The organism is Streptomyces sp. NRRL S-87, assembly GCF_000719335.1.
Classification (GTDB): Bacteria; Actinomycetota; Actinomycetes; order Streptomycetales; family Streptomycetaceae; genus Streptomyces.
This window is the reverse complement of the sequence record NZ_JOGB01000035.1, coordinates 32,555-58,760: the sequence shown is the minus strand read 5'-3', so window position 1 is coordinate 58,760 and position 26,206 is coordinate 32,555. Positions and strand designations below refer to the sequence as shown.

Sequence of the window (26,206 nt, the reverse complement as noted above, 5' to 3'; positions counted from 1 at the left end):
TGGGGGTGGGGATGGCCAAGCGCGAACGGGGTGTGCGTGTCGTGCGCATGTCCGTGGAACAGCCGCTGTGGCGGGCCCTGACCGCATACCGGCCGCTGACCGCGCTGTACGCGGTGGGGCTCTTCCTCGCCGACCACCGCCACTTCCCCCGGCCCTGGGTGGCCGCCGGCTACCTCGCCGTCCTCGTCGTGTGGACCCTGGCCACCCTGCGCCAGGTCTCGGGCGCGGCCCGCTGCTCGCGCTGGTTCCTCGGCGCCGACCTGGGCCTGGCCCTGACCGGCATCCTGCTGACCCCCGTCGCGGACTCCGCCGCCCGGATCGCCGCCGGCGGCCCGACGCTGCCGTCGATATGGACCGCGGGCTCCGTCCTCGCCTTCGCCCTCAAGGGCGGCTGGCGCTGGGCCGGCTTCGCCTCCACCCTCGTGGCCGTCGCCAACATCGTCCAACGGGGCGCCCCCACCCGCGACACCCTCCACAACGTGCTGCTGGTCTGGGTCGCCTCGATCGCGATCGGGTACGTCGTCCAGGTCGCCCGGGCCAGCGAGGAGACCCTCGCCCGCGCCCTGGAGATCGAGGCGGCCACCCGCGAGCGGGAGCGGCTCGCCCGGGACATCCACGACGGCGTCCTGCAGGTCCTGGCCATGGTCCAGCGGCGCGGCGCCGCCCTCGGCGGAGAGGCCGCGGAGCTCGGCCGGATGGCCGGGGAGCAGGAGGTCGCGCTGCGCACCCTCGTCTCCACCGGAGTGCTGCCCGCCGCCCGGGTCTCGCGCGACGAGGCCCGCGGCGCGCTGGTCAGTGCCGTGGACGAGGCGGAGGGGGCCGGCGGGGCCGACCCGGACGAGGATCCGGCGGCCGCGGTGGACGTGCGCACCCTGCTCGCGCCGCACGCCGGCTCCCGCGTCTCGTTCGCCGAACCGGGCGCGCCGGTGCTGCTCCCCGGGCCGGCCGCCCGCGAGCTGGCGGCGGCGGCAGGGGCCGCCCTGGACAACGTCCGCCGGCACGCGGGTGAGCAGGCGCGGGCGTGGATCCTGGTCGAGGACGAGCCGGACGAGGTGATCGTCACCGTCCGGGACGACGGGCCGGGCATCCCCGAGGGCCGGCTGGTGCAGGCGGAGGGCGAGGGCCGGATGGGGGTGGCCCTGTCGATCCGCGGCCGGCTGCGCGACCTGGGCGGCACGGCCGAGCTGTACTCCGTACCCGGGCAGGGTACGGAGGTCGAACTGAGGGTTCCAAAGAACGGGGCGGGACGATGAGCGAAGAGCACGCGGCGGACGCGATCCGGGTGATGGTCGTGGACGACCACCCGATGTGGCGCGACGCCGTCGCCCGCGACCTCGCGGCGGCCGGCTGTGCGGTGGTGGCCACCGCCGGGGACGGCCCCCAGGCCGTGCGCCGGGCCAAGGCGGTCGCCCCGCAGGTCCTGGTGCTCGACCTCAACCTGCCCGGCATGCCCGGGGTGCAGGTGTGCAAGGAGCTCGTCGCCGCCGACCCGTCCCTGCGCGTGCTGGTGCTGTCCGCCAGCGGCGAGCACGCCGACGTGCTCGAGGCCGTGAAGTCGGGCGCCACCGGCTACCTGCTCAAGTCCGCCGGCGCCGACGAGCTGATCGACGCCGTCCGCCGCACCGCCGCCGGCGACCCGGTCTTCACCCCCGGCCTGGCCGGCCTCGTGCTCGGTGAGTACCGGCGGCTGGCCGCCGGCGGCCCGGCGGGCCCGGCCGAGCCGGACGGCCCCGAGGCGCCCCGGCTCACCGACCGCGAGACCGAGGTGCTGCGGCTCGTTGCCAAGGGCCTGTCGTACAAGCAGATCGCCGAGCGCCTGGTCATCTCGCACCGCACCGTCCAGAACCACGTCCAGAACACCCTCGGCAAGCTCCAGCTGCACAACCGCGTCGAGCTCGTCCGGTACGCGATCGAGCGTGGACTCGACGACGCGTAGGTCCCCGTACGGGTGAAAGCGCCTACGCAAGTCCCCGTACATCGACCGGATATGACGCTCCGTGGCCGTTCGGGGTGCCCTCCGTCACCACTAGCGTGACCGTCATGCGGGCCAGCGGGCCCTGATGGCGAAGGGAAGGTTCCATGAAGGTCGGAGTGCTCACCGGCGGCGGCGACTGCCCCGGTCTGAACGCGGTCATCCGCGGGGTCGTGCGCAAGGGCGTCCAGGAGTACGGGTACCGGTTCGTCGGCTTCAAGGACGGCTGGCGCGGCCCCCTGGACGGCGACACGGTCCGCCTCGACATCCCCGCCGTACGCGGGATCCTGCCGCGCGGCGGCACCATCCTCGGTTCCTCGCGCACCAACCCCTTCAAGGTTGCGGACGGCGTCCGCCGCATCAAGGACAACCTCGCCAAGTACGAGGTCGAGGCCCTGGTCGCGATCGGCGGCGAGGACACCCTGGGCGTGGCGGCGCGGCTGTACGAGGAGTTCGGCGTGCCGTGCGTGGGCGTGCCGAAGACCATCGACAACGACCTGTCGGCCACCGACTACACCTTCGGCTTCGACACCGCGGTCGGCATCGCGACCGAGGCGATCGACCGGCTGCACACCACCGCCGAGTCCCACATGCGCGTCCTGGTGGTGGAGGTGATGGGCCGGCACGCCGGCTGGATCGCCCTGCACTCGGGCCTGGCCGGCGGCGCGAACGTCATCCTCATCCCCGAGCAGCGCTTCGACGTGGACCAGGTGTGCGCCTGGGTCACCTCCCGCTTCAAGGCCAGCTACGCCCCCATCGTGGTGGTCGCCGAGGGCGCCATGCCCAAGGACGGGGACCTGGTCCTCAAGGACGCCGCCTCCCGCGACTCCTTCGGTCACGTCCGGCTCTCGGGCGTGGGGGAGTGGCTGGCCAAGGAGATCGAGGAGCGCACCGGCAAGGAGGCCCGCACCACCGTCCTCGGCCACGTGCAGCGGGGCGGCACGCCCAGCGCGTACGACCGGTGGCTGGCCACCCGGTTCGGGCTGCACGCGATCGAGGCCGTCCGCGACGGGGACTTCGGCAAGATGGTCGCGCTGCGCGGCACGGACGTGGTGCGGGTGCCGATCGCCGAGGCCACGGCCAAGCTGAAGACCGTGGACCCGGAGCTGTACCGCGAGGTCGGGGTCTTCTTCGGCTGACCGACCCCCGGGCGGCGGCCGACGCCGCGGACCACCGGTCGTCGCCACCGGTTCGACGCCGCCGGCCGCCGCCCACCGGCCTGCCCTGCCCACCCGCGCGGACCATGGGTCGTATATTCGGCAGATCCGGCCGATTCCGGGCGCGCACCGTGCCCCCCACGCCGGAAGCGACCCATGGTCCCTCGCCCCGGGAGCAGCACGTGGAAATCCTGGCCTTCGGTGTCACGGCCGACGAGAAGCCGCTGCTGGAGCGGGCGTTCGCCGGACGGTGCGAGGTGCGCTGCGTCGACGTCGTCCTGAGCGAGGACACGGCGCCGATGGCGACCGGCTACGAGGTCGTCTGCTCCAGCGTCAACGCCGATCTCGGCCGCCGGGTGCTGCACGTCCTGTCGGCGGGCGGGACGAGGATGATCGCCCAGCGCTCCACCGGCTTCAACAACATCGACCTGGACGCGGCCCGGTCCCTCGGCATGACGGTCAGCCGGGTCTCGGCCTACTCGCCGTACTCGGTGGCCGAGTTCGCCTGGACCCTGGCGATGGCCGTGAACCGGCGGATCGTGCGGGCCTCCAACCGCACCCGGGACTTCGACTTCCGCCTCAACGGCCTGCTGGGCCGGGACGTGCACGGCCGTACGGCCGGCGTGCTCGGCACCGGCAGGATCGGCGAGGCCTTCACGCGGATCGCGCACGGCTTCGGCATGACCCTGCTCGGCTGGGACGTGGTGCCGAACCCTGCCTGCGTCGAGCTGGGCATGACGTACGTCGACAAGGACGAGCTGTTCGCCACGGCGGACCTGATCAGCCTGCACGTGCCGCTGCTGGAGGCCACCCAGCACCTGGTGGACGCCGCCGCCCTGGCGGCGATGAAGGACGACGCGATCCTGGTCAACTCCAGTCGTGGGGGCCTGATCGACACCGAGGCCCTGGTCGCCGAGCTGCGGGCGGGCCGGTTCACGGGGGTCGGCCTGGACGTGTACGAGGCCGAGGCCGGCGTCTTCTTCCTCGACAAGTCGCTGGAGGCGGTCCCGGACGACACCCTCGCCCGGCTGATCACCTTCCCGAACGTCCTCGTCACCTCGCACCAGGCGTACTACACCCACGAGGCGGTGGGCCAGATCATCGACGCCACGGTCCGCAACGTCACCGACTACCTGGCCGGCCGCCGCTCGGAGAACACCCTGGTCCCCGCCGGCTAGGGGGTGTCCTCGCGCCGGAGGGCCGCCGGTCGGACGCGCGAGAGCCCCAGGTCCGGGACCTGGGGCTCTCTCCGGCGGAGGGGACGCGGCCCTACAGGGCGACGAAGGCCAGCAGGGCGAGACCGGTCACCACGAGGTGGGTGACGCTCGTCTTGCGGAAGCGGAACAGCGCGGCCACCGCGCCGCCCGCGCCGGCGAACACGGCGGTGACCACCACGACCGTGTGGCGGTAGACCTCCGTGTCGTGCAGCTCGCGGGCGTCCGGCGCGCCGATGCTGAGCCCGGACAGTACGTACGCGGTCGCCAGCATCGCCACGACCACCAGGTCGACGATGCCCACGGCGACGGCCGTCGGCCCGTCGGCCGGACGCGGTTCTCGCTTCATGTCTCCGATTGTCCTGTCTCGGGAGGCCGGGGGCCTGAGCAGCGGTACTCAGCTGCTCGGGCCCCCGGCCGGTCGCTTCCGGTCAGTCCTTGCCCTGGAGCGTGTGCTCCAGGCTGTCGGCGTACCGCCGGGCCCCCGCGGGCTTGGGGTGGAAGGAGGCCATGCCGACTTCGAGGACCCCGGTGTTGTCCGCCTTGGACAGGCCGGTCTTCACGATGTTGTGCACGGTCTCCGGGTTTCCGCAGATGGTGTTGTTCCCGAACTCGTCACGCGGGTCCGAGAAGACGGCCCAGGTGCCGGCGTCCTGCGTGGCGCCCTTCATCTCCGCCGCGAGGGTGTCGGCCACCTTGGTGAGCCATTCCCCTTCCGGCTTCTCCATGTTGAGGACGCAGGTGCCGGGGTAGGCCTGACCGGCCTCCGTCGACAGCAGGCGCGGGTAGCCCATGAGGACCACCTTCGCGTGCCCCGCCTTCGCGTGGATGGCGTTCAGGACCTTGACGATCTGCGGGCGAACGCCGTCGTGCAGCCACTTCGGGGCCCAGTCCTGCATCGGCCCGGTCTCGCCGGGCAGGGACTTGCCGTTGGTCGGGTCGATGTTGCCGATCGAGTTGGCGTTGCAGTTCGTGAGGGTCGGCATGACGCACTTCGTGACGATGTCGGTGAAGCGGGCGTCGTTGCCGCCGACGCTGATGGTGACCAGGGTGGTGTTGTTGTCGAGGTAGCCGGCCTCGACCTGCGGCACCTCGCTGTTCTGCCCGCTGCCCGTGATGTTGTACGTCCGCGCTCCGGAGCAGGCCACGAAGTGGTAGTCCAGCTTCGCGTCGAAGTTGTCGGCCAGGGTGCCGACCGGCGCGGTCTGGCCGGGCAGCGTGGCCTGGCGCGACCAGGCGATCTTGGAGCGGTGGCAGGAGTTCCAGGCCTTGTCGTTCACCTTGTCGTAGAAGTCGGTCTCCGGGAAGAAGTCCTTGCCGCCGGGCGCGCTGGAGCCCTCTCCCGAGGAGTACGAGTCACCCATGGCCACGACGACGTCCTGCGGCTTGGCCGCCAGCGGCTGGAAGGCCACGGCGCCCCAGGCGATGTCCTCGTCGGCGGTGCCGTCCTTGGTCGTGTTCGACAGCACGACCTCCGGGGTGCCGGTGAACTTGAACACGCCCAGGCTCGCCCAGCCGCCGGCGCGCTGGAGCACGACCCGGTTCTTGCTGGTGCTGTCGTTCCCGTTGACCGTGTAGGTGGCCTGGCGGGTGTGCGCCCCCGTGTCGGGCAGGTGGACCAGGACGCGGGCCCAGCCCAGCTTCTTGGGGAGGGTCCAGGTGCCGTTGATGGTCATGCGGCCGTCGGGGCCGCCGAGGTGCGCCGCGTCACGCGTGTGGGCGTACCAGAAGTGGCCGCCGTACCCGCCGCCGACCTGGTGCAGGTCGGCCTTCGCCTCGTAGCGGCCCGCGGTGTCGGCGTTGAAGCCGAACGTGAACGAGCCGGCGGATTTGGCCTGGCCGCACCTGCCCCACGTCTCCGTCCCGCTCGGTACGGAGAGGACGACGTCGGAGCCGGCCGGAGCGCCCTCGCAGACCGGTGTGCCGTTCTGCAGGCGGGTGCCGCTGCCCGGCTCGGAGACGAGCGTCTGGTACTTGATGCTCTCGTGGCCGCAGTCGACGGCGCAGGCCGTCTTCCAGGTGGCGTTGGGCTGGTTCCACCAGTACTGCGCGTAGCACTCGGCGTCAGGGCAGTTCGGCGGGGTGTCGGGGTTGCAGTTGTTGGCCTTGTTGCAGAAGACGTCCAGCTTCGGCGAGACGTTCGTGCGCTGCGCCGGGCTCGTCCACCAGGCGGGCCGGAAGCCGGCCGAGGAGAAGCCGGTCTCGCCGGGCCAGTCCTGGCGGCCGTCGGTGGAGTACGAGAAGCCGGTGTCGATGGACCAGGCGGCCCAGCCCATCACCTTCATCTCGTACGGCCAGTCCTGCGGGTGGGCGGCGTGGCGGATCGCCTCGGCACCACCCGCGGTGGTGTCCATGAAGGGGTGGCCCCAGCCCTTCTTGTACAGCGGGTTGGCCGGGTTGTTGTACCAGCCCAGGCCCCAGTGGCCGGCGTGCTTCGAGGCCTCCGACGGGGGGTTGAAGCCGAGGTTGTAGTTCCACACGGCGGTGAACCAGTTCTCGACCATGGACGGGTCGTCGTTGTTGACGGTGATCTTCTGACCGCTCTTGTGGACCTCGTTCCACTTGTCGGCGAGGATCTTCATCGAGGCGGCGATGTTCGTCGCGTAGTCGACCGCGATGATCTTCTGCAGGGACGGGGACAGGCTCGTCTCCCTGGCCCCGGTCGCCGGATCCACCTTCTCGTGCCCCGCGAGGCGCATGCCGTCGGTGACCTGGCCCACGCCGTAACCGCAGTCGGACTTGTCCCAGTTGATCCGCCAGTAGGCGTCCGGGTCACCGGCCACGGTCTTGTGGCCGTAGTAGCCGTCCACGGCGGCGAGGGGGCTGCCCATCTGACCGGGGATCGACCCCCGCTCGGCCTGCCACAGGTTCGACTCCTGGGCCATGATGCCGAGCAGCACGTTGGCCGGGATCTTCCCGCCGCCGTTCAGGGTCGGCGGGGGGAAGAGGCCCTGCGGGTCGATGGAGCCCAGACCGGCCTGGTTGCGGTAGCCGCCCTGGCGGATCCACTTGCCCCGCAGCTCGCCGCGCACGGCCATGTCGACGGCCCACTCGACCTGGTTGGGCGTCGGCTGCAGCGCCTGCGCGTTGACGTCGTTGCGGGACACCGAGCACCAGCGGTCGCCGTCGACCGGGTCGTTCGACGCCGCGGCAGCGGCGAAGGCGGTGCCCTGGGGACGGGCGCCGGTGGTCCGGGCCGCGGCGAGGGCGGGGGAGCCGGTGGTGCCCGAGCCGTCGCCGGCGACGTGCTCGACGCGCTGGGCGAGCTTGGTGCCGGTGCTGGTCGCGGTGCTGGTGACGGTCACCGGCTCGGTGCGGCCGGCGGCCGTCTCCGGCCCGCCGGAGGACCGGGTCTGCGCGGCGGGCTCGGCCTTCGTGAAGCCCTTGCCGGCGTTGCCGATGTGCGCCAGACCGGCGCGGATGCCGGGGGTGAGGACGGCGTCGACGGCCAGCTTGCCGTGGGACGACACGTCCGTGTCGGCGGGCGCGTTGATCCGGGTGACCCCGGTGCCCTTCGTGGCGGGGGTGCCCTCCGGGTGGCCGGTGAGGAACACCCGGCCCCCCTCGCCCTGGGTCAGGCCCAGGTCGCCGAGCCTGCCCGAGGCGAGCAGCACCGGCTTGCCGCGGCCGGGCAGGACCTTCGCCTGCACGGTGGACGTGCCCTTGCGGTCGGCGAAGGCGATCCGCCCGTCGGCGCCGGGGCGGATGTCGAACGGCGTGCTCTCCGCTACGGCCAGGCTGCGCACCGCGCCGGAGGCGGCCAGGTGCACCAGGTTCCGGCCGCGGCCGGCGACCACGCCGCCGGGCACGGGGACGGCACTGGTCAGCTCGCCGCGGGCGGTGGCCCGGCCGAGGGTGCGGCCGGAGGTGTTCACGGTCACCACGCGCGTCTGCGTGAGGTGCGGGTCGTTCATGTCGCGGAACGAGGTGAACGCGGCCGTGCGCGTCGTCGTGTTGCACGACGGGTCGAAGTAGGCCAGCGACGCGGTGAACGGCAGCTTCGTCACATGACCGGTCGCGAGGTTCACCACGGCGGCGAACGCGCCGCCCTGCATGAGGTCCGGCTTGTTCGTGAAGGTCCGGGGTGCGTAGACGACGGCCGCGTGGTCGTGGTCCATCAGGCACTGGTTGCCGATCCACGAGTCCGCGGGCATGCCCGGCTCGGACAGCGTGGCCGCGACCTTCCAGGCGTACGCCTTGCCGCTGTCGGCTACCAGGATGCGAAGGCCGTCGGAGTCGGCGGCGGCGGTCACCGCGCGGTCGGAACTGGTCCGCCAGTCCTTGCCGAGCTTCCGGTCCGGGTCGGCGACCCGGGCCGGCGGCGCGACCGGAACCCGGGGGTCCGGGCCGGCGACGGACGTCGGTACGGCGGCGGCCGGCACGGCCTGCAGCAGTCCGCCCGAGAGGGCGGCGCAGGTCGTGACGGCGGCCAGAGATATGAGTGTTCGTCTTGTGAGACGCAAAGTGAAGAATCCCCGATTTTGTGCTCATGCCCACGCCTTGCGCGAGCATGACAAGGTCGCCGGCTCGGGGGTGCGAAGTCCCCTGGGAGCGGGCGGCCGCTGTGCGGTCGTTCGGTCGGTCCGCGGCGGCGGTATCGGCCGACCCGGCGGTCGCCTGGTCAGGGCTGCCCCGCGCGAGAGGCGGGGACCGGCGCTGTGCGCCGGTGCCGGGTCGTCGGCGGCCGGTGGCCGGCCGATACGGCGGAACCCGCCGCGGGTGAAGAAGAAAATCCCCCCGTGTAGCAATGTTGTACGAGATAAGCCCTGGTCAGTGGGCTTGTGGATCTTAGGCACGAAGTCGGCCCCGGCACCAGTCGGTTGACCGCGACCCCCGCACGAACGACTGCGACCCCCGCGCGAACGGCTGCGACCCCCGCGCGAACGACCGCGACCACGCACGGACGACCGCGACCCCCGCGCGACCCCGCACGGTCGCGCACGAAAGCGCACGAGCGCGGCCGGACCCGGCCGCGCTCGTGCGCAGAGGCCGTACGGCGGCGGCTACGCCGGGCGGGCCGCGGCCGTCAGGGAGCGGACGAGGTCGCAGAGGAGGGCCGCGCCGCGCAGGGTCAGGACGGACTCGGGGTGGAACTGGACGCCGGCGAAGCCGCGGGCCGTGCAGCGCAGGGCGTGGACCTCGTCCGTCAGCGGGTCGCGGGAGACCTCGACGCCGCGGGCGGCCAGCTCGGCCGCCGTCCCGGAGTCGCAGGCGGCGGTGTAGGTGTTGTAGAAGCCGACGACCTCCGCCGCGCCGAAGAGGTCGACGGACACCTGCGCCCCCTGCGCCGGCTCGGCCTTGCGCACCAGCGGCAGCCCCAGCTCCGCCGCGATCAGCTCGTGCCCCAGGCACACCCCGAGCAGCCCCCCGCGGTGCCCCGCCAGCAGCTCCCGCGCCAGCCCCCGCAGCAGCCGCATCTTCGGGTCGGTCGGGTCCGCCGGGTCGCCGGGGCCGGGCCCCAGCACGATCGGCCCCTCGTGGGCGAGCGCCGCCTCCCGCAGCCCCGGCTCGTCGTAGCGGCGTACGGTCACCGAAAGCCCCGCGGCCCGCAGCACGTGTGCCAGCATCGCCGTGAACGTGTCCTCGCCGTCCACCACCAGCGCGTGCCCGGCCACCGGAGCCACCGGCTCCTGCATCCGCAGCCAGAACGGGGCGAGGTCGCCGCGCCGCGCCGCCAGCGCCGCCACCACGCGCGGGTCGTCGGCCAGCCGCGCCACCGGGCCGGCCGGCAGCGGGGCCGCCGCCGGCCGCACGCCCAGTGCGGCCAGTACCCCGGCCGCCTTCGCGTGCGTCTCGGCCACCTCGCCCGCCGGGTCGGAGTGCCGTACCAGCGTGGCCCCCACCGGCACCCGCAGCGTGCCGTCGGCGGCGATGTCCGCGGTGCGGATCAGGATCGGCGAGTCCAGGGTCTGTGACCCGTTGGCGTCCAGGCCCAGCAGCGCGAGCGCGCCCGCGTAGTACCCGCGGCCCCCGGCCTCGTACCGCTCGATCACCCGGCAGGCGTTCTGCACCGGCGAGCCGGTCACGGTGGCCGCGAACATCGTCTCCCGCAGCACCTCCCGCACGTCCAGGGAGGAGCGGCCGCGCAGCTCGTACTCCGTGTGCGCGAGGTGGGCCATCTCCTTCAGGCGCGGGCCGACCACCACGCCGCCCATGTCACCGACCGTGCACATCATCTTGAGCTCCTCGTCGACCACCATCGAGAGCTCCTCGGTCTCCTTGCGGTCGCCCAGGAAGGCCAGCAGCGACTCGACGGTCGGGCCCCCGACCGGGTACCGGTACGTCCCGCTGATCGGATTCATCACCACGGTGCCGCCCGCCATCCGGACGTGGACCTCGGGCGAGGCGCCGACCAGCGTCCGGTCGCCGGTGTGCACGACGTACGTCCAGTACGCCCCGCGCTCGCCCGCCAGCAGCCGCCGGAACAGGGCGAGCGCGTCGGCCCGCGAGAACCCGGGGATCTCGCCGGTGAAGGTGCGCCGGACGACGAAGTTCGCGCCCTCGCCGCGGCCGATCTCGTCCTCGATCACGCGCCGGACGGTCTCCGCGTACTCGGCGTCGGGCACGTCGAAGGCGCCGCCCTCGACCCGTACCGCGTGGTCCGGCAGGGCGGCGAGCACCTCGGCGAGCGGCAGCTCGTACGCCTCCTCGGCGGCCAGGACGCTCAGCGGCGTGCCGTCGTCGCGGACGTCGAAACCCCGCTCGCGGATCTGCCGGAAGGGCACCAGCGCGAGGGTGGGCAGCTCCCGCACCGGCAGGTCGGCCAGGGCCGCGGCCTCGTGGACCGGACCGAGCAGCAGCTCGACGGTGTCGTGGTCGCGGCCCGGCGTGCGGCGGCGGAGCAGGGCGAAGGGCGGGCAGTGCGGGTCCAGCAGCCTGCTGAGGTCCATCGGGGGTTCCTTCCGGCATCGGATCGGTGGAGAGGAACGGCCCCGGAAACGGAAGAAGGCCGCCCCTCGGGCGGCCTTCGCGTGGTTTCTGGTACGCGCAGTCAGTGGGCCGCCGGATGAGCGGTCCACCACCAGTCCAGGTTGGAGTGCGCGAACATGCCCCGCACCCTACACCCCGGCACCTGCCGGGTGCGGCCGGAAGGGGAGACGGCCGTCTCATCCTTTGGTCGATGGAGTGGACTGCGCGCCGCACGACGTAATGTTTACGAGGTGACCGTGAACGCTGAAACCCACGCAGTCGCCGCAAAGGCGACCTGGCGAGACCTGCCCGCGGCGCAGCAGCCTGAGTACCCCGATGCCGAGGCTCTGCGCGCAGTCGTCGCGGACCTCGCCTCGTATCCCCCGCTGGTCTTCGCCGGCGAATGTGACCAGCTGCGCGCCCGCATGGGAGCCGTCGCCCGTGGCGAGGCGTTCCTGCTGCAGGGCGGCGACTGCGCCGAGGCCTTCGACGCCGTCTCGGCCGACCACATCCGCGCCAAGCTCAAGACCCTCCTCCAGATGAGCGCCGTCCTGACGTACGCGGCCTCCGTGCCCGTCGTGAAGGTCGGCCGCATCGCGGGCCAGTACTCCAAGCCGCGCTCGAAGGACACCGAGACCCGCGACGGGGTGACCCTGCCGACCTACCGCGGCGACTCCGTCAACGGCTTCGCCTTCACGGAGGAGGCCCGCGTCCCGGACCCCGAGCGCCTGAAGCGGATGTACAACGCCTCCGCCTCGACGCTGAACCTGGTCCGCGCCTTCACCACCGGTGGCTACGCCGACCTGCGCCAGGTGCACGCCTGGAACCAGGACTTCGTGAAGTCGTCCCCGTCCGGCCAGCGCTACGAGCAGCTCGCCCGCGAGATCGACAACGCCCTGAACTTCATGAAGGCCTGCGGCACCGACCCGGCCGAGTTCAAGGCGGTGGAGTTCTACTCCTCGCACGAGGCGCTGCTGCTCGACTACGAGGGCGCCCTCACCCGTACGGACTCCCGCACCGGGAAGCTGTACGACACCTCCGGCCACATGGTCTGGATCGGTGAGCGCACCCGCCAGCTGGACCACGCCCACATCGAGTTCGCCTCGCAGATCGCGAACCCGATCGGCATCAAGCTGGGCCCGACCACCACGGTGGACGACGCGCTCACCTACATCGACCGCCTCGACCCGGACCGCGAGCCGGGCCGGCTGACCTTCATCGTCCGCATGGGCGCCGACAAGGTCCGCGACAAGCTCCCCGAGCTGGTCGAGAAGGTCACCGCCTCCGGTGCGACCGTCGCCTGGGTCACCGACCCGATGCACGGCAACACCTTCGAGGCCGCCTCCGGCCACAAGACGCGCCGCTTCGACGACGTGCTCGACGAGGTCAAGGGCTTCTTCGAGGTCCACAAGGCGCTGGGCACCCACCCGGGCGGCATCCACGTCGAGCTCACCGGTGACGACGTCACCGAGTGCGTGGGCGGCGGCGACGAGATCTTCGTCGACGACCTGCACCAGCGCTACGAGACGGCCTGCGACCCGCGCCTGAACCGGAGCCAGTCGCTGGACCTGGCGTTCCTGGTGGCGGAGATGTACCGCGACCAGTGAGGTCGCGATCAGTAGGTAGCTTCCTATGACAGTGGGGCGCGGATCGATGTGATCCGCGCCCCACTGTCGTCGACAGGACTTTTACGGGTCCGGGCCCGCGGGTAAGGTTAGGTAAACCTCACCGAAGATCGGCGAGGGTTTCCGCACATCCTGTCGGGAGGTGAACCGCGTGTACGTCTGCTCTTGCTTCGGCATCACCGACCAGCAGGTCAAGGACCACGCGGCGAACGGCGCCTGCACCCCCCGCCAGATAGCCTCGGCCACCAAGGCCGGAACGGACTGCGGCAACTGCGTCCGGGCCATCCAGGGCATCCTGGGCCGCGGCGCGTGCCCGCGCCGCCAGCTGCTGGACAAGGGCGAGAGGACGGCCGTCCTGGCCACCGACCCGGCGCTCGGGGCTCCGGCGGCGGCGATGGCGCCCGTGGGCCCGGCGCCCGCGCCTTCGGCCCCGCCGGCACCGACCCCGCTGGCACCCGCGCCCCTGGCTTCGCCGCTCGTCGAAGCGGCCTGAGCCGGCTCGGTCGCTCGATGAGCTGGGCTGCCCTGTGGGCCCGGCCGGCCGATCAGCTCGGCTGCTCGATGAGCTGGGCGATGTACAACGCCTCGCCGAGGGACTCGATGAGCTCCAGCTGCGTGTCGAGGTAGTCGATGTGGTGCTCCTCGTCCGCCAGGATCTCCTCGAAGAGCCGCGCCGAGGTGATGTCGCCCTTTCCGCGCATGACCTCGATGCCCCGCTTGAGGCGGTCGATGGCCTCGACCTCCACCTGCCGGTCGGCCTGGAACATCTCGGTGATCGTCTGGCCGACGCGGACGTGGAAGAGCCGCTGGTAGTTCGGGAGGCCGTCCAGCATCAGGATGCGCTCGGTCAGCTTGTCCGCGTGCTTCATCTCGTCGATGGACTCTTCACGCGTGTACTTGGCGAGCTTCGTCCAACCCTTGTTGTCCTGGATGCGGTAGTGCAGCCAGTACTGGTTGATGGCAGTCAGCTCGCCGGTCAGCTGCTCGTTGAGGAACTCGAGGACCTCGGGGTCGCCCTGCATCGCAGAGGCTCCTTCCAGGCGTAACCGGGCAATTGCGCGCATCCTCGCACCGCTGCAGAGGGCCGTCCAGTAAGTGCCTCCTTAGTAGGAGTTGCCCGAATGCGTGCTCGGCTGGTCATGACCACCCCGCCGGGTCTGTCACCATGGACTCATGGGTCAGCCGGAAAGCCGGGAATCTCCGGGAGCAGAGCAGCTGGAGCTTCCGCCGGGGCAGCGGTTGCAGCGCGGCTGGCCGGTCACGCACTACGGACCCGTCCCCAAGTTCAGGCCGGACCGCTGGGAATTCAGGGTCTTCGGCGCCACCGCGGACGGTGAGAAGCACTGCTGGAACCACGACGAGTTCGCGGCCCTGCCCTTCTCCTCGGTCGTGGCGGACCTGCACTGCGTCACGAAGTTCAGCATGGTGGGGGCCGAATGGGGCGGTGTCCTCGCCCGCAGGATCCTCGAACTGGCCCCGCCGGCCCCCCAGGTCACGCACGTCATGGTCTGGGCCGAGTACGGCTTCAGCTCGAACATGCGCCTGGCGGACTTCGCTTCCGAGCGGACCGTCTTCGCCACGCACCAGGGCGGTGAGCCGCTGACGGCCGAGCACGGGTTCCCGCTGCGGCTGGTGGTGCCGCACCTGTACGCGTGGAAGGGCCCCAAGTGGGTGCGCGGCGTGGAGTACATGACCGCCGACCGCCGCGGCTTCTGGGAGGAGCGCGGCTACCACAACATCGGCGACCCGTGGCGCGAGCAGCGGTACTCCTACCAGGAGGAGCCGGGCGAGGGCCCGGACCTGTAGGGGTCCTCCGGGCCGCCGCGCGGCTCCCGCGGGGTGACGGGCGCGGTCCGCGCGCCGTTCAGTGGTGGTACTGGTGGACCACCGCGTGGCCCTTGCCGCGGCCGATCATCCAGCGGTTGACCGGGGTCGTGACCAGGAAGGCCAGCACCAGCGAGGCCGCCAGCGCGATCCAGAAGAGCGCGTCGTCGAGGTGGGCGTCCATCGCGTCGGGCCACAGCGCGATCACTCCGTTGTCGATCAGCTCCATGACGGCGATCGAGAGGGTGTCGGCGGCCAGCGCCACCTTGAAGCCGGTGCGGAAGTCGACGCCGGCCTTCAGGACGCCGCGAAGCGTGAGCGCGTAGCCGAAGAAGAACGCCAGGGCGATGGCCAGGACCATCGTCGGGAGGTTCCCCCAGCCGAACGCGGTGCCGATCACCATGCCCAGGACCTCGCCGATGGCGCATCCGGTGAGGCAGTGCAGGGTGGCCTGCGCGGCCGTGGCCCAGCTGACGCGGCCGCCGGCGGTGAGGTGGGCGTGTCCCGCGTGGCTCGCATGTTCCGCGTGGTGCTGGGCGTGGCCCGCGTGCTCGGCGTCGTGGTGCGTGTGCTCCGTGTGGTGCTGCGCGTGTTCCATGAGAACCCCCAAAGCCAGGTATACGGTCCTGCCGATATGCAGAACCGTATACCCCCCAGGGGTATTCCTCAAGGATTCAGTGGATCTCCCGCAGCTCCTTCAGCCGGGCCACGTCCGCCGCGTGCCCCTCCTTGCCGCCCGGGGTCTCGATGACCAGCGGCACCCCGGCCGTCTCGGGGTGCGAGAACAGCTCCCGGAAGGCGTCCTCGCCGATGTGGCCGGCGCCGATGTTGGCGTGCCGGTCCTTGTGGGCGCCCAGGCCCTCCTTCGAGTCGTTGGCGTGGATCAGCTTCAGCCGCCCCGGTCCGACCGTGTCCACCAGCAGGTCGAGGGTCTGCTTCGTACCGCCCGGCGCCGCCAGGTCGTGCCCGGCGGCGAAGATGTGGCAGGTGTCCAGGCAGATCCCCAGCTTGGGGTGCGCGTCGAGGGCCTCGAAGTAGGGCCCGAAGTCCCAGGTGCGCGAGCACAGCGACGAGCCCTGCCCCGCCGTGGACTCCAGCAGCAGGAACGGGTCGTCGTCGTGCGTCAGCTCGTCGAGCAGCGGCAGCATGTGCTCCCTGACCTGCGCGAACGCCTCCTCGCGCGGCCGTCCGCCGGTCGCCGAGCCGGTGTGCACCACCACCCCGAGCGCACCGATCTCCCGCCCGCGGCGCAGCGAGTGCCGCAGCGACTCCACCGACCGCTCCACCGTCGCCCCGGTGTGCGAGCCGAAGTTGATCAGGTAGCGGGGCGTGGACGTAGGCGGGGATGTCCGCGGCCGCGCAGCCGGCGCGGAACGCCTCGTCCTGCTCCGGATACCCCGTGGGGGTGGCCCAGCCCCGCGGATTGGCCACGAAGACCTGCACCGTCTCGGCGCCCATCTCGCGGGCGTACGCGAGGCCCGTCGTGGCCAGCCCGCCCGCCACCGGCACGTGCCCCCCGACGGGGTTGCGCACGGCCGCCGGGTCGCGCCGAACCGGGACGGATACCCCCGCGGGGTGTCCGGGGGGCGTGGTCTCGTTGCTCACAGTGCCTTGATCCTGATCGTGATGGTGCTGCCCTCGGGCGCGCTCTCGCCGCCCTTGACCGACTGCTCGGCCACCTCGTGGCTGAAGGAGATCAGCGGCCGGTCCACCTTCACCTTGAAGCCGGCCGCCTCCAGCGCCCGCTTCGCGTCGTCCTGGTCCTGGCCGACGACGTTCGGCACCGGGACCATCCGCGGCCCCTTGGAGACGGTCAGCACGATGGTGTCCCCGGTGCCCGCCTGGGTCCCGGCCGCCACCGACTGGTTGGCCACCGCCCCCGCCGGCTGCGGGGAGTTGGTCTGCTCCGGTGCGACCTGCACCACCAGCCCGAGCGCCTCCAGCGTCGTACGGGCCCGGTCGAGGGGCTCGCCCACCACCGTGGGCACCGGCACCGGGGCGCCCTTGCTGACCACGATCGCGACGGCCGTGTCAGGGGCCCGCTGCTCGCCGGCGCCGGGATCGGTGCTGATCGCCGCGCCCCTGGCGACGTCGCGGCTGAACTCCTGCGTGACCACGCCCGGCGCCAGCCCCGCCTTGGCCAAGGCCTTCCTGGCCTGCGCCAGCGGCATCCCCTTGACCGTCGGCACCGTCACGACCTTCGGGCCGCGGGAGACCGTGAGCACCACGGACCCGTTCCCGCGGATCCGCGCCCCGCCCGCCGGGTCGGTGGCCATCACGGTGCCGCGCTCGTACGAGTCGCTGAACTCCCGCCGGACGCCCTCGACGTCCAGACCGGCCGCGGCCAGCCGCTGCTGCGCGTCCTCCTGGGTCTTGCCCAGCAGGTTCGGCACCCGGGTGAACTGGCCCGAGCTCACGTACCAGACACCGGTGCCGAGCAGGACGACCAGCAGCGCGCCGAGCGCGGCGAACAGCGGCCCGCGCGGGCGCGGCCGGCGCCGCGGCGCGGGGGCGGGGTCCGCCACCGGCGGGTGCTCGAACCGGGCCGTGTGGTGCACGGACTCCCGCCCGGCCACCGGCCGCGGCACGACGCTGGTCCGGTCCTCGGACGCACTGCGCTCACCGGCCCGCGCCTGCGGCGGCACGGCGTCCAGCTGCGCGTCGGTGAGCGCCGCGCGGGCCTCCCGTACGAGCTGCAGCAGCGCGACCGCGTCGTACGGGCGCAGGTCCGCGGAGCGCGCGGTGGCGCTCGCGACCGCCTCGTCCAGCGCGGCCGGCAGGCCCGGGACGGCGGCGGAGGGCGGCGGCACGTCCTCGTTCAGGTGCCGGTAGAGCACCTGGGCGGGGGTGTCGCCGGAGTGCGGCTTGCCGCCGGTCAGCATCTCGTAGAGCACCACGCCGCAGGCGTAGACGTCCACGCGCGGGTCGGTGGTGCCGTTCTCGATCTGCTCGGGGGCGAGGTAGGAGACGGTGCCGAGGACGGCACCGGTGGTGTTGGTGGCCGAGCCGACCGCCCGGACCAGGCCGAAGTCGGCGACCTTGACCCGGCCGTCGTCGCCGATCAGGACGTTCTCGGGCTTCATGTCCCGGTGCACGAACCCGGCCCGGTGCGCGGCGCCGAGCGCGGCCAGCACGGGCTCCAGGATGTCGAGCGCCGCCCGCGGCTGCAGCGCGCCGCGCTCGCGCAGGACGTCGCGCAGGGTGCAGCCGGGGACGTACTCCATGGCGAGGAACACGTACGGGCCGTCGGTGCCCTGGTCGAAGACGGCGACGACGTTCGGGTGCGCGAGCCGGGCCACGGACTTGGCCTCGCGGATGAAGCGGTCCACGAACGCGGCGTCGGCGGCGAGGTCCGGGTGCATCACCTTGAGCGCGAGCACGCGGTCGAGGCGGGTGTCGAGGGCCCGGTAGACCGTCGCCATGCCGCCGACCGCGATGCGGGCGTCGATGCGGTAGCGGCCGTCGAGGCTGCGCCCGACGAGCGGGTCGTCCAGGGTCGTATCCACCCGCGAATTCTACGAGGGCCCGCCCTCGCCCCACCCCGCCCGCCCCTGCTTGCCACCGTCTTGTGACGCCACCGCCGCCACCCCGGGGGCTCCGCCCCCGGACCCCGGCGCCTCGAACCCGCCCGGCCACCGCCGGGAGGTGCCCCGGCGGGCGGGACGGGCCGCCGTTCGAGGACGGCCCCCCGGGGTCAGAAGGCCGGGCGCTCCGGGTCGAGGGCGGCGAGGCCCTCGGAGGGCGAGGACGCCTCGGCGAAGTGGCGCCGGGGGATCCGGCCGGCCCGGTGGGCGAGCCGCCCCGCCGACACCGCGTCCCGCATGGCCGCGGCCATGAGCACCGGCTCCTGCGCCCGCGTCACCGCGGACGCGAGCATCACCGCCGCACACCCCAGCTCCATCGCCAGCGCGGCGTCGGACGCCGTCCCGGCCCCCGCGTCGAGGATCACCGGCACCGAGGCCCGCTCCGCGATCAGTTGGAAGTTGTGCGGGTTGCGGATCCCGAGCCCCGACCCGATCGGCGACCCGAGCGGCATGATCGCCGCGCACCCCACGTCCTCCAGCTTGCGCGCCAGCACGGGGTCGTCGTTCGTGTACGGCAGCACCGTGAAGCCGTCGTCCACCAGCGTCTCGGCGGCGTCGAGCAGTTCGACCCCGTCGGGGAGCAGCGTCCGCTCGTCGGCCACCACCTCGAGCTTGATCCAGTCCGTACCCAGCGCCTCCCGGGCCAGCCGGGCGGTGAGCACCGCCTCGCCCGCGGTGTAGCAGCCGGCGGTGTTCGGCAGCACCTGGATCTCCAGCTTGTCGAGCACCGACAGCACCGAACCCTGCACCGAGGGGTCCAGCCGCCGCATCGCGACGGTCGTGAGCTGCGTACCGGAGGCCAGCAACGCCCGCTCCAGGACGTCCAGGCTCGGCGCGCCACCGGTGCCCATGATCAGACGCGAGGAGAACTCCCGTCCGCCGAGCACGAACGGGTCGGACGCACCGGAGGGTCCGTCGGCGGGGAAGCCGGAGGGGTCGAGAGACATCGCGCTCACCCTCCCTGCACCGCGGTCAGCACCTCGACCCGGTCGCCCTCGCCGAGCGCGGTCGCCCGCCACTGCCCCCGCGGTACGACGGTTTCGTTGACGGCTGCGGCCACCCCGGAGGGCGCCGAGGTCAGCGTGGCGACCAGGACGTCCAGCGTGGTCCCCGCCGCGACCTCGCGCGGCTCGCCGTTGACGGACACGGTCATGCGAAGGACTCCTGACGTGCGGTGGGCGCGGCGCCGGGCGCCACGGGTACTCCGGGTCCGGCCGGACCAGCGGCCGGCGGTACGGCCGCCGACGCGGCCGAACCGGGGCGGGCGAACCGGCGCGGACTGAACGGCCGTGCCGCCTCAGGTAGTTCGCCGGTGGTCAGCAGGTCCGCCATCACGTCGCCGGTGACCGGCGTCAGCAGGACGCCGTTGCGGTAGTGCCCGGTGGCCAGGTGCAGGCCGGGCAGCGCGGTGGGGCCCAGCAGCGGCGCGTTGTCGGGGGAGCCCGGGCGCAGACCCGCCCGGGTCTCGATCAGGGGGAGCTCGGTCAGGCCCGGCACCAGCTCGTGGGCGTCCCGCAGGAGTTCGTACACCCCGCCCGCGGTGACGGTCGTGTCCCACCCCAGCTCCTCGGTGGTGGCGCCGACGACCAGCTCGCCGCTCTCGCGCGGGACGAGGTAGACGTGGCTGCCGCGGACGACCGCCCGTACGGTCCGGGTCAGGAAGGGCGCGTACGCCGGCGGCACGCGCAGCCGCAGCACCTGGCCCTTCACCGGCCGGACCGGCGGGACCACCTCCGGGGGCAGCCCGGCCAGGCGGCCGCTGAGGCTGCCGGCCGCCAGGACCACCTGGCCGGCCGCGACGTCCGTACCGTCGTCGAGCAGCGCGCCGGCGGCCCGGTCGCCGGTGACGGTGAGCCGCTCGGCCGTGGTGCGGTGGAAGGCCACCCCGGCCCGCTCGCAGGCGGCGACCAGGGCGGCCGCCAGCCGGCGCGGGTCGACCTGGTGGTCGCCGTCCACGCGCAGGCCACCGCGGACGCCGGGGGCCAGCATCGGTTCCAGGCGGCGGCACTCGCGCCCGGTGAGCCACTCGGACTCCAGGCCGCAGCGCCGCTGGAGGGCGTGGAGTTCGCGCAGATGGGCACGGTCGTCGGCGTCGAGCGCGACGGCGAGGGTGCCGCAGGCCCGGAAGCCGATGTCCATGCCCCCGCTGGCCTCGGCCAGTTCGGCCGCGAAGTCCGGGTAGCGGCGGGCGGAGGCGAGGTTGAGCCCCAGCAGGGTCTCCTCGCCGTAGTGCAGTTCGGTGACGGCGGCCAGCATGCCGGCCGCGACCTGGGCCGCCCCGCCGCCGGGCGAGGGGTCGACGAGGGCGGTGCGCAGTCCGAGCCGGGCGGCCCGCCAGGCGGTGACGAGCCCGATGATCCCGCCGCCGATGACGAGGACGTCGGCCGCTGTGTCTGCGCGCGTGGGTGCGTGCATGGGCTTCCAGCCCCTCCCTTCGCCGGCATGACCCGGATCAGGTTCGGACGGTCGGAGGCCGGCCAGCCTCCCTCTCAGCCCGGTGCGTCCGGGCTCCCGCGATAGGTACGGCCGTCAGACTAACCCCCGCCCAGCAGGACGGGTAAGGCCGCCCGGTCGCGCGCCCTCCCCCGGGGGCGCCGCCCCCACCCCGGTGCGGGAGCCGTCCTGGGCCCCGCGTGCCCGGGGTCAGCGAACGCGCGCCAAACTCACCACCCCCACCCACGCACCCCAGCACCAGAGAATCCTCCAGCCCATCCACGGGCCAACCGCACCAAAAACCGGAGGATCGACCGAACCCGGCCGGACGGACGCCGGACGCAAGCCGGACGGACGCCGGACAGGCACCGGACCTGCGCCGGACCAGCCCGGGAAGCCCCCCGCACCGGCCTTACTGACGCACTATCAGGTGGTTAGGGTGGGGACGTGAGCGATCAGAGCAACCAGACGCGGGAGACGACGTACGGCGTCGTCATCGTCGGAGCGGGCATGGCCGGGGTGCAGACGGCGGTCGCCCTGCGCGAACAGGGCTGGACCGGGCCGGTCACCCTCCTCGGCGCGGAGCCCCACCAGCCCTACGACCGCCCCCCGCTCTCCAAGGCGGTCCTCCTCGGCAAGGCCGAGGACTCCGCCTTCGAGATCGACTTCGAGGCCCTGCGCATCGACCTGCGCCTCGGCGTGGCCGTCACCGGCCTGCGCGCCGGTGACCGCGAGGTCGACACCGAGGCGGGCCCGGTCCCGTACGACGTCCTGGTCGTCGCCACCGGCGCCGAGCCGGTCACCCTGCCCGGCAGCGCCGGCGTCCCCGGCGTCCACCTGCTGCGCACCCTCGACGACGCCGCCCGCCTGAAGCCCGTGCTCGCCGAGCAGCACGACATCGTCGTGGTCGGCGCGGGCTGGATCGGGGCCGAGTTCGCCACCGCCGCCCGCGAGGCCGGCTGCGCCGTCACCGTCGTCGAGGCCGCCGACCGCCCGCTGGCCGGTGCGCTGCCGGCCGAGGTGGCCGCCCCGATGGCCGCCTGGTACGAGCAGATCGGCGTCCGGCTGCTCACCGGCTCCCGCGTCGAGAAGATCGAGCCGGCCGAGCCCGCAGCGCCCGCCGAGCCCGCCCGCCCGGGGAAGCCCCGGGCCGCCGGCGGCCCCGGCGCGGTCCTGCTCGCCGACGGCACCCGGCTGCCCGCCGGCGCCGTCGTGGTCGGCATCGGCGCCCGGCCCGCCACCGCCTGGCTGGCCGGCTCCGGCGTCGAGCTCGGCCCGGACGGTTCCGTCACCACCGACGCCCGCCTGGCCACCTCGGTGCCCGCGGTGTTCGCGGTAGGGGACTGCGCCTCGTTCCCCTCGGCCCGCTACGGCGAGCGGCTGCTCGTCCACCACTGGGACAACGCCCTCCAGGGGCCCCGGACGCTGGCCGCGAACATCCTCGCCGCCCCGGGTGAGGACGGGCCCGTCTACGACCCGGTGCCGTACTTCTGGTCGGAGCAGTTCGGGCGCTTCGTCCAGTACGCCGGCCACCACACCGACCACGACACGCTGGTGTGGCGCGGCGATCCGGCCGAGGACGCGTGGGCGGTCGTGTGGCTGCGCGGCGACGTGCCGGCCGCCGTGCTCTCCGTCGGACGGCCGCGGGACCTGGCACAGGGGCGCAAGCTCATCGAGGCCGGCACCCGACTGGATCCGGCCAAGGTCGCGGACCCCACCGTGGCACTGAAGTCCGCCGCGGTCTGACGGCCCCCGACACCCGATACACGCCTACCCGACACGCACGCCCGGCACCCGGCACCCCACCCCGTATCCCGGGTGCCGGGCCTCGTCCCCGTCACCCGTCACCCGACAGCCGACAGCCGACAGCCGACAGCCGACAGCCGACAGCCGACACCCGACATCCCACCCCCACCCCCCCCACGCCCGCACCCCACACCCGAGCCCCCGTCCGGACGGCCCGGGTACCGGCTGTCGGTCCGGGATGGCAGGCTTGTCCCGTGACCGAGATTGACACGAAGATCGATGCTCTCGTCCCCGAGTGGCTCTACCTCCCCGACATCGCCGAAATGCTGGACGTGGAGGTGACCCGGGTCCGCCAGCTGGTCAAGGACGGTCAGCTGATCGCCGTCCGCCGCGGCGAGAACCGCGCCCTCCAGGTGCCGGCGGCCTTCATCGACGGCGACAAGGTGGTCAAGGGCCTCTCCGGCACCCTCACCCTCCTGCGCGACGACGGCTTCACCGACGAGGAGATGCTCGAGTGGCTCTTCACGCCGGACGAGACCCTGCCGGGCACCCCGGCGCAGGCCCTGAGCGAGAATCGCGGCACGGAGGTCAAGCGGCGCGCCCAGGCGCTCGCCGTCTGACCTGCCGACCCCGCCGGCCTGTCAGCCAACCGGCTCGCCGGCCTGCTGACCAGCTGACCTGCTTGAACACCTGATCCGCCACGCGGTGCGCGGGACCCTCCGGGCCCTGCGCACCGCTCACCACGGGGGGTACCTCCATGCCTGTCGACGCCCGCGCAGCCCTCGCCGACGCCCGGCTCTACCTCTGCACGGACGCGCGCAAGCGCCAGGGCGACCTGCCCGAGTTCCTCGACGCCGTCCTCGCCGGCGGGGTCGACATCGTGCAGCTGCGCGACAAAGGCATGGAAGCCGCCGAGGAGCTGGAGCACCTCCAGGTGTTCGCCGAGGCCGCACGCCGGCACGGCAAGCTCGTGGCCGTCAACGACCGGGCCGACGTCGCGCACGCCATCGGCTCCGACGTCCTGCACCTGGGCCAGGGAGACATCCCGGTGCCGGCCGCCCGCGCGATCCTCGGCGAAGGGGTGCTGATCGGCCGGTCCTGCCACGGCGAGGACGAGGTGGCCGCGGCCGCCGCCGAGCCGGGCGTCGACTACTTCTGCACCGGCCCCTGCTGGCCCACCCCCACCAAGCCGGGCCGCTACGCCCCCGGCCTCGACCTCGTGCGCTACGCCGCCTCGCTCGGCCAGGACCGGCCCTGGTTCGCCATCGGCGGCATCGACGCCGGGAACCTGGACGAGGTGCTCGACGCCGGCGCCTCCCGCGTGGTCGTCGTACGGGCGATCACCGAGGCCGACGACCCCGGTGCCGCCGCCGCCGACCTCGCGAAGCGGGTCCGCGCCCGCCTCGCCTGAGGCGGCTCACGGGCCTCGCGCGGCTCGCCCGCCCCCACGTGCCCCACGTGCCCCACGTGCCCGACGCGCCCGACATCCGCGACGTGCCTGATGTGACGGCAGGAGACCCCTGCGCTCCCCGTGGCCGCAGGGACCGACACGAACTGTCCAAAAACGCGTCCGGGATGTGGACGGTCCTTGGGCCCTCCCTGGACTTTGTCTAACCTGCCGGTATGGCCCTTGGCACCGCTTCCACCAGGTCGGACCGTGCACGCACCGTCCGCGACATGCTCGCGTCCGGCACCTCGTACTCGTTCGAGTTCTGGGCGCCGAAGACCGAGAAGGGCGAGCGGAACCTGTGGAACGCGCTGCGCCGCATCGAGGCCGTGTCCCCCAGCTTCGTCTCCGTCACGTACGGGGCCGGCGGCTCGACCCGGGGCGGCACGGTCAAGGCCACCCAGGACATCGCGGCCGACACGACGCTGACCCCGGTCGCCCACCTGACCGCGGTCGACCACTCGATCGCCGAGCTGCGCCACGTCATCGGGCAGTTCGCGGACGCGGGCATCCGCAACATGCTGGCCCTGCGCGGTGACCCGCCGGGCGACCCGATGGGCGAGTGGGTGGCGCACCCCGAGGGCGTCCACTATGCGGCCGACCTCGTCCGCCTGTTGAAGGAGTCCGGCGATTTCTGCGTGGGCGTCGCGGCGTTCCCCGAGCTGCACCCCCGCTCCGACGACTGGGATACGGACATCCGGCACTTCGTGGACAAGTGCCGTGCAGGTGCCGATTATGCGATCACGCAGATGTTTTTCGATCCGGAGAGTTACCTGCGGTTGCGGGACCGGGTCGAGCAGGCCGGCTGCGACACCCCGATCATCCCCGAGTGCATGCCAGTTGTGGGCATCAAGCAGCTCGACCGGCTGCCCCAGCTGAGCAACGCGGTCTTCCCCGCGGACGTGAAAGAGCGCATGCTCGCCGTCAAGGACGATCCGGCCGCTGTACGCTCCATTGGCATCGAGTTCGCCACGGAGTTCTGCGCGCGACTGCTGGCCGAGGGTGTCCCCGGACTGCACTTCATCACGCTCAACAACTCCACGGCGACCCTCGAGATCTACGAGAATCTGGGCCTGCACCAGCGGCCCTGACCGGCCGTACCCGCGCGGCCGTACCGAGAGGGGCCATGCATGGGCTGGACGGTCCTCTACATCGCGTTCGGCATTGTCGCGCTGTGGCTGCTGGCGGAGGTACTGCTCCAGTACAAGGCGCGCCTGCGCTGGCGCGTGCTCGCGTTCGCCGGGTTCCTGGGCGTCGTCGTCGGCGTCCTGCTGGGTTCGGTCGTCGTCATCGCCGTGGGCGCCGCCGCGTTCGCGGTCGGCCAGACCCTGGTCACCCTCTCCTTCCGGCGCGGCTTCGTCGCGGGCTGGGCGCTGGGCACCAAGCGCGACGCCGAACCCGAGGTCGAGCAGGGCCGCCGCGGCAGGCGCCGCGGCGGGGCGGCCCCGCGACGTACGGAGCCGGTGCTGGAGGTCTCCGACCTCGAGTACGGGTCGGCGTACGGCCCCGACGGCGACGTGCAGGACGCCGGGACGGCCGTGATGGACCGCCTGGACCCGGCCGACGATCCCGTCGAGGCATCCGACGCCTCGGTCTTCGAGCCCCGTACGGACGACCAGGCCGGCGCCGCCTACGACCAGGCCGGCGCCGCCTACGACCCGGCGGGCTCCGGCTACGGCACCGCCGCGGACGGCTACGCGCCCGCGGGCTACGAGGCCGCGCCGGGCTACGACGGCTCCGGGTACCCCGGCTCCGACTACGCCGACCCGAACTACTACGCCCCCCAGGCCCCCGCCGCCCCGGACCCGTACGGCCAGGCCGCCGCCTACCAGGACCCCGGCTACGCGACCGGCTACGGCTACGGCGCCGGCGAGCAGCAGACGTACGCCGCCTACTCCGACCCCTACATCGGCACCGGCGCGCTCTCCGCCCAGCCCGACCCCGGGGCCTACGCGGCGTACGACTACGGCTACGGCACGGGCCAGGACGCCTACCCGGCCTACGCCGACCCGTACACCGGGCAGCACCAGTACGCGCCGGAGGCGCCGTACAGCGGGTCGTGGGTCCCGCAGCAGCGCGACGTCGCCCAGCCGTACCCCGAGGAGCAGCCGCAGGCGTACCCGTACCAGGCGCCGAACGGCGAGTACGAGCAGTACCGCTACTGAAATCGGCCTCCCGCTACCGAACCGAACTCCCGCATCCGGACGGACGGCGACCGCCGCTCCGTCCTCCTGCTGCGCCCGCGCCCACCGCGCCCGCGCCCACGACGCCCGGGCTCACCACCGCCTGCGCCCT

The 26,206-nt window shown here is 73.1% G+C and carries 22 protein-coding genes, 1 pseudogene and 1 riboswitch; of the genes and pseudogenes, 12 read left to right on the top strand and 11 right to left on the bottom strand.

Annotated elements, in window-relative coordinates:
• The first annotated feature begins 11 nt into the window (after nt 1–11).
• The 4 genes from macS to IF43_RS0122630 all read left to right on the top strand — a co-directional run bounded on the left by macS (nt 12) and on the right by IF43_RS0122630 (nt 4,307).
• Complete coding sequence (gene macS, locus IF43_RS0122645) at nt 12–1,253, top strand: MacS family sensor histidine kinase (RefSeq protein ID WP_030203667.1); 1,242 nt, start codon at nt 12–14, stop codon at nt 1,251–1,253.
• The gene (locus IF43_RS0122640; protein WP_030203665.1) at nt 1,250–1,936 is read left to right on the top strand and encodes a response regulator transcription factor; all 687 of its coding nucleotides are present in this window, start codon (nt 1,250–1,252) and stop codon (nt 1,934–1,936) included. The genes macS and IF43_RS0122640 overlap by 4 nt, the downstream gene beginning before the upstream one ends.
• A 143-nt stretch (nt 1,937–2,079) precedes the next feature.
• Entirely contained in the window at nt 2,080–3,111 is a 1,032-nt protein-coding gene (locus IF43_RS0122635) for a 6-phosphofructokinase (protein WP_030203663.1), read from the top strand.
• A gap of 200 nt (nt 3,112–3,311) precedes the next feature.
• Nucleotides 3,312–4,307, top strand: coding sequence for a 2-hydroxyacid dehydrogenase (locus IF43_RS0122630; RefSeq protein ID WP_030203661.1), 996 nt, complete (start codon nt 3,312–3,314; stop codon nt 4,305–4,307).
• Nucleotides 4,308–4,398: 91 nt separating this feature from the next.
• Here IF43_RS0122630 and IF43_RS0122625 read toward each other — a convergent pair whose 3' ends face one another.
• From IF43_RS0122625 to IF43_RS43910, 4 genes are all read right to left on the bottom strand, one after another.
• Nucleotides 4,399–4,692: a hypothetical protein gene (locus IF43_RS0122625; RefSeq protein ID WP_030203659.1), complete on the bottom strand. Its 294-nt coding sequence runs from the start codon at nt 4,690–4,692 to the stop codon at nt 4,399–4,401.
• A gap of 82 nt (nt 4,693–4,774) precedes the next feature.
• Entirely contained in the window at nt 4,775–8,806 is a 4,032-nt protein-coding gene (locus IF43_RS0122620; RefSeq protein WP_051795863.1) for an SGNH/GDSL hydrolase family protein, read from the bottom strand.
• Between the two features lie 540 nt (nt 8,807–9,346).
• A complete protein-coding gene (locus tag IF43_RS0122615; RefSeq protein ID WP_030203654.1) occupies nt 9,347–11,233 on the bottom strand; it encodes an anthranilate synthase family protein in 1,887 nt (628 codons plus the stop codon).
• Between the two features lie 101 nt (nt 11,234–11,334).
• Entirely contained in the window at nt 11,335–11,391 is a 57-nt protein-coding gene (locus IF43_RS43910; protein ID WP_158939462.1) for a trp operon leader peptide, read from the bottom strand.
• Nucleotides 11,392–11,503: 112 nt separating this feature from the next.
• On the opposite strand from IF43_RS43910, the gene IF43_RS0122610 reads away from it, so the two are divergent.
• Both IF43_RS0122610 and IF43_RS0122605 read left to right on the top strand, forming a co-directional pair.
• Nucleotides 11,504–12,859 carry a class II 3-deoxy-7-phosphoheptulonate synthase gene (locus tag IF43_RS0122610; protein ID WP_030203651.1) on the top strand — a complete coding sequence of 452 codons (1,356 nt, stop codon included), beginning with the start codon at nt 11,504–11,506 and terminating at the stop codon, nt 12,857–12,859.
• Nucleotides 12,860–13,028: 169 nt separating this feature from the next.
• A complete protein-coding gene (locus IF43_RS0122605; protein ID WP_030203649.1) occupies nt 13,029–13,370 on the top strand; it encodes a bacterioferritin-associated ferredoxin in 342 nt (113 codons plus the stop codon).
• 52 nt (nt 13,371–13,422) lie between these two features.
• Here IF43_RS0122605 and bfr read toward each other — a convergent pair whose 3' ends face one another.
• Entirely contained in the window at nt 13,423–13,899 is a 477-nt protein-coding gene (gene bfr, locus IF43_RS0122600; RefSeq protein WP_030203646.1) for a bacterioferritin, read from the bottom strand.
• A gap of 151 nt (nt 13,900–14,050) precedes the next feature.
• Here bfr and IF43_RS0122595 point away from each other — a divergent pair, with 151 nt between their 5' ends.
• Nucleotides 14,051–14,683 (top strand): sulfite oxidase-like oxidoreductase, encoded by a 633-nt coding sequence (locus IF43_RS0122595; RefSeq protein WP_030203643.1) that lies wholly within the window; start codon nt 14,051–14,053, stop codon nt 14,681–14,683.
• Between the two features lie 58 nt (nt 14,684–14,741).
• Here the strand turns inward: IF43_RS0122595 and IF43_RS0122590 are convergent, their stop codons facing one another.
• From IF43_RS0122590 to thiO, 6 genes and pseudogenes are all read right to left on the bottom strand, one after another.
• On the bottom strand, nt 14,742–15,299 hold the full coding sequence (locus IF43_RS0122590) for a DUF4396 domain-containing protein (protein ID WP_030203640.1): 558 nt from the start codon (nt 15,297–15,299) through the stop codon (nt 14,742–14,744).
• 76 nt (nt 15,300–15,375) lie between these two features.
• Nucleotides 15,376–16,234: pseudogene (locus IF43_RS36765) on the bottom strand (deoxyribonuclease IV).
• A gap of 68 nt (nt 16,235–16,302) precedes the next feature.
• Nucleotides 16,303–18,207: a Stk1 family PASTA domain-containing Ser/Thr kinase gene (pknB, locus tag IF43_RS0122580; RefSeq protein ID WP_030203628.1), complete on the bottom strand. Its 1,905-nt coding sequence runs from the start codon at nt 18,205–18,207 to the stop codon at nt 16,303–16,305.
• Nucleotides 18,208–18,395: 188 nt separating this feature from the next.
• Nucleotides 18,396–19,232 carry a thiazole synthase gene (locus IF43_RS0122575; protein ID WP_051795861.1) on the bottom strand — a complete coding sequence of 279 codons (837 nt, stop codon included), beginning with the start codon at nt 19,230–19,232 and terminating at the stop codon, nt 18,396–18,398.
• Nucleotides 19,233–19,237: 5 nt separating this feature from the next.
• Nucleotides 19,238–19,438 (bottom strand): sulfur carrier protein ThiS, encoded by a 201-nt coding sequence (gene thiS / locus IF43_RS0122570; RefSeq protein WP_030203622.1) that lies wholly within the window; start codon nt 19,436–19,438, stop codon nt 19,238–19,240.
• Nucleotides 19,435–20,700 (bottom strand): glycine oxidase ThiO, encoded by a 1,266-nt coding sequence (thiO, locus tag IF43_RS0122565; RefSeq protein ID WP_078910364.1) that lies wholly within the window; start codon nt 20,698–20,700, stop codon nt 19,435–19,437. Before thiO ends, thiS begins: the two co-directional genes overlap by 4 nt.
• A riboswitch (TPP riboswitch) is annotated at nt 20,698–20,810 on the bottom strand. (Overlaps the previous gene by 3 nt.)
• 418 nt (nt 20,811–21,228) lie before the next feature.
• On the opposite strand from thiO, the gene IF43_RS0122560 reads away from it, so the two are divergent.
• The 5 genes from IF43_RS0122560 to IF43_RS0122540 all read left to right on the top strand — a co-directional run bounded on the left by IF43_RS0122560 (nt 21,229) and on the right by IF43_RS0122540 (nt 26,076).
• Complete coding sequence (locus tag IF43_RS0122560) at nt 21,229–22,464, top strand: NAD(P)/FAD-dependent oxidoreductase (protein WP_234332459.1); 1,236 nt, start codon at nt 21,229–21,231, stop codon at nt 22,462–22,464.
• Between the two features lie 254 nt (nt 22,465–22,718).
• On the top strand, nt 22,719–23,084 hold the full coding sequence (locus IF43_RS0122555; protein WP_030203615.1) for an Rv2175c family DNA-binding protein: 366 nt from the start codon (nt 22,719–22,721) through the stop codon (nt 23,082–23,084).
• 137 nt (nt 23,085–23,221) lie between these two features.
• Complete coding sequence (gene thiE, locus IF43_RS0122550; protein ID WP_030203612.1) at nt 23,222–23,875, top strand: thiamine phosphate synthase; 654 nt, start codon at nt 23,222–23,224, stop codon at nt 23,873–23,875.
• Between the two features lie 212 nt (nt 23,876–24,087).
• Nucleotides 24,088–25,002, top strand: coding sequence for a methylenetetrahydrofolate reductase [NAD(P)H] (gene metF, locus IF43_RS0122545; RefSeq protein ID WP_037889581.1), 915 nt, complete (start codon nt 24,088–24,090; stop codon nt 25,000–25,002).
• A 39-nt stretch (nt 25,003–25,041) separates the two neighbouring features.
• Entirely contained in the window at nt 25,042–26,076 is a 1,035-nt protein-coding gene (locus IF43_RS0122540) for a hypothetical protein (RefSeq protein ID WP_030203607.1), read from the top strand.
• The last annotated feature ends 130 nt before the right edge of the window (nt 26,077–26,206 follow it).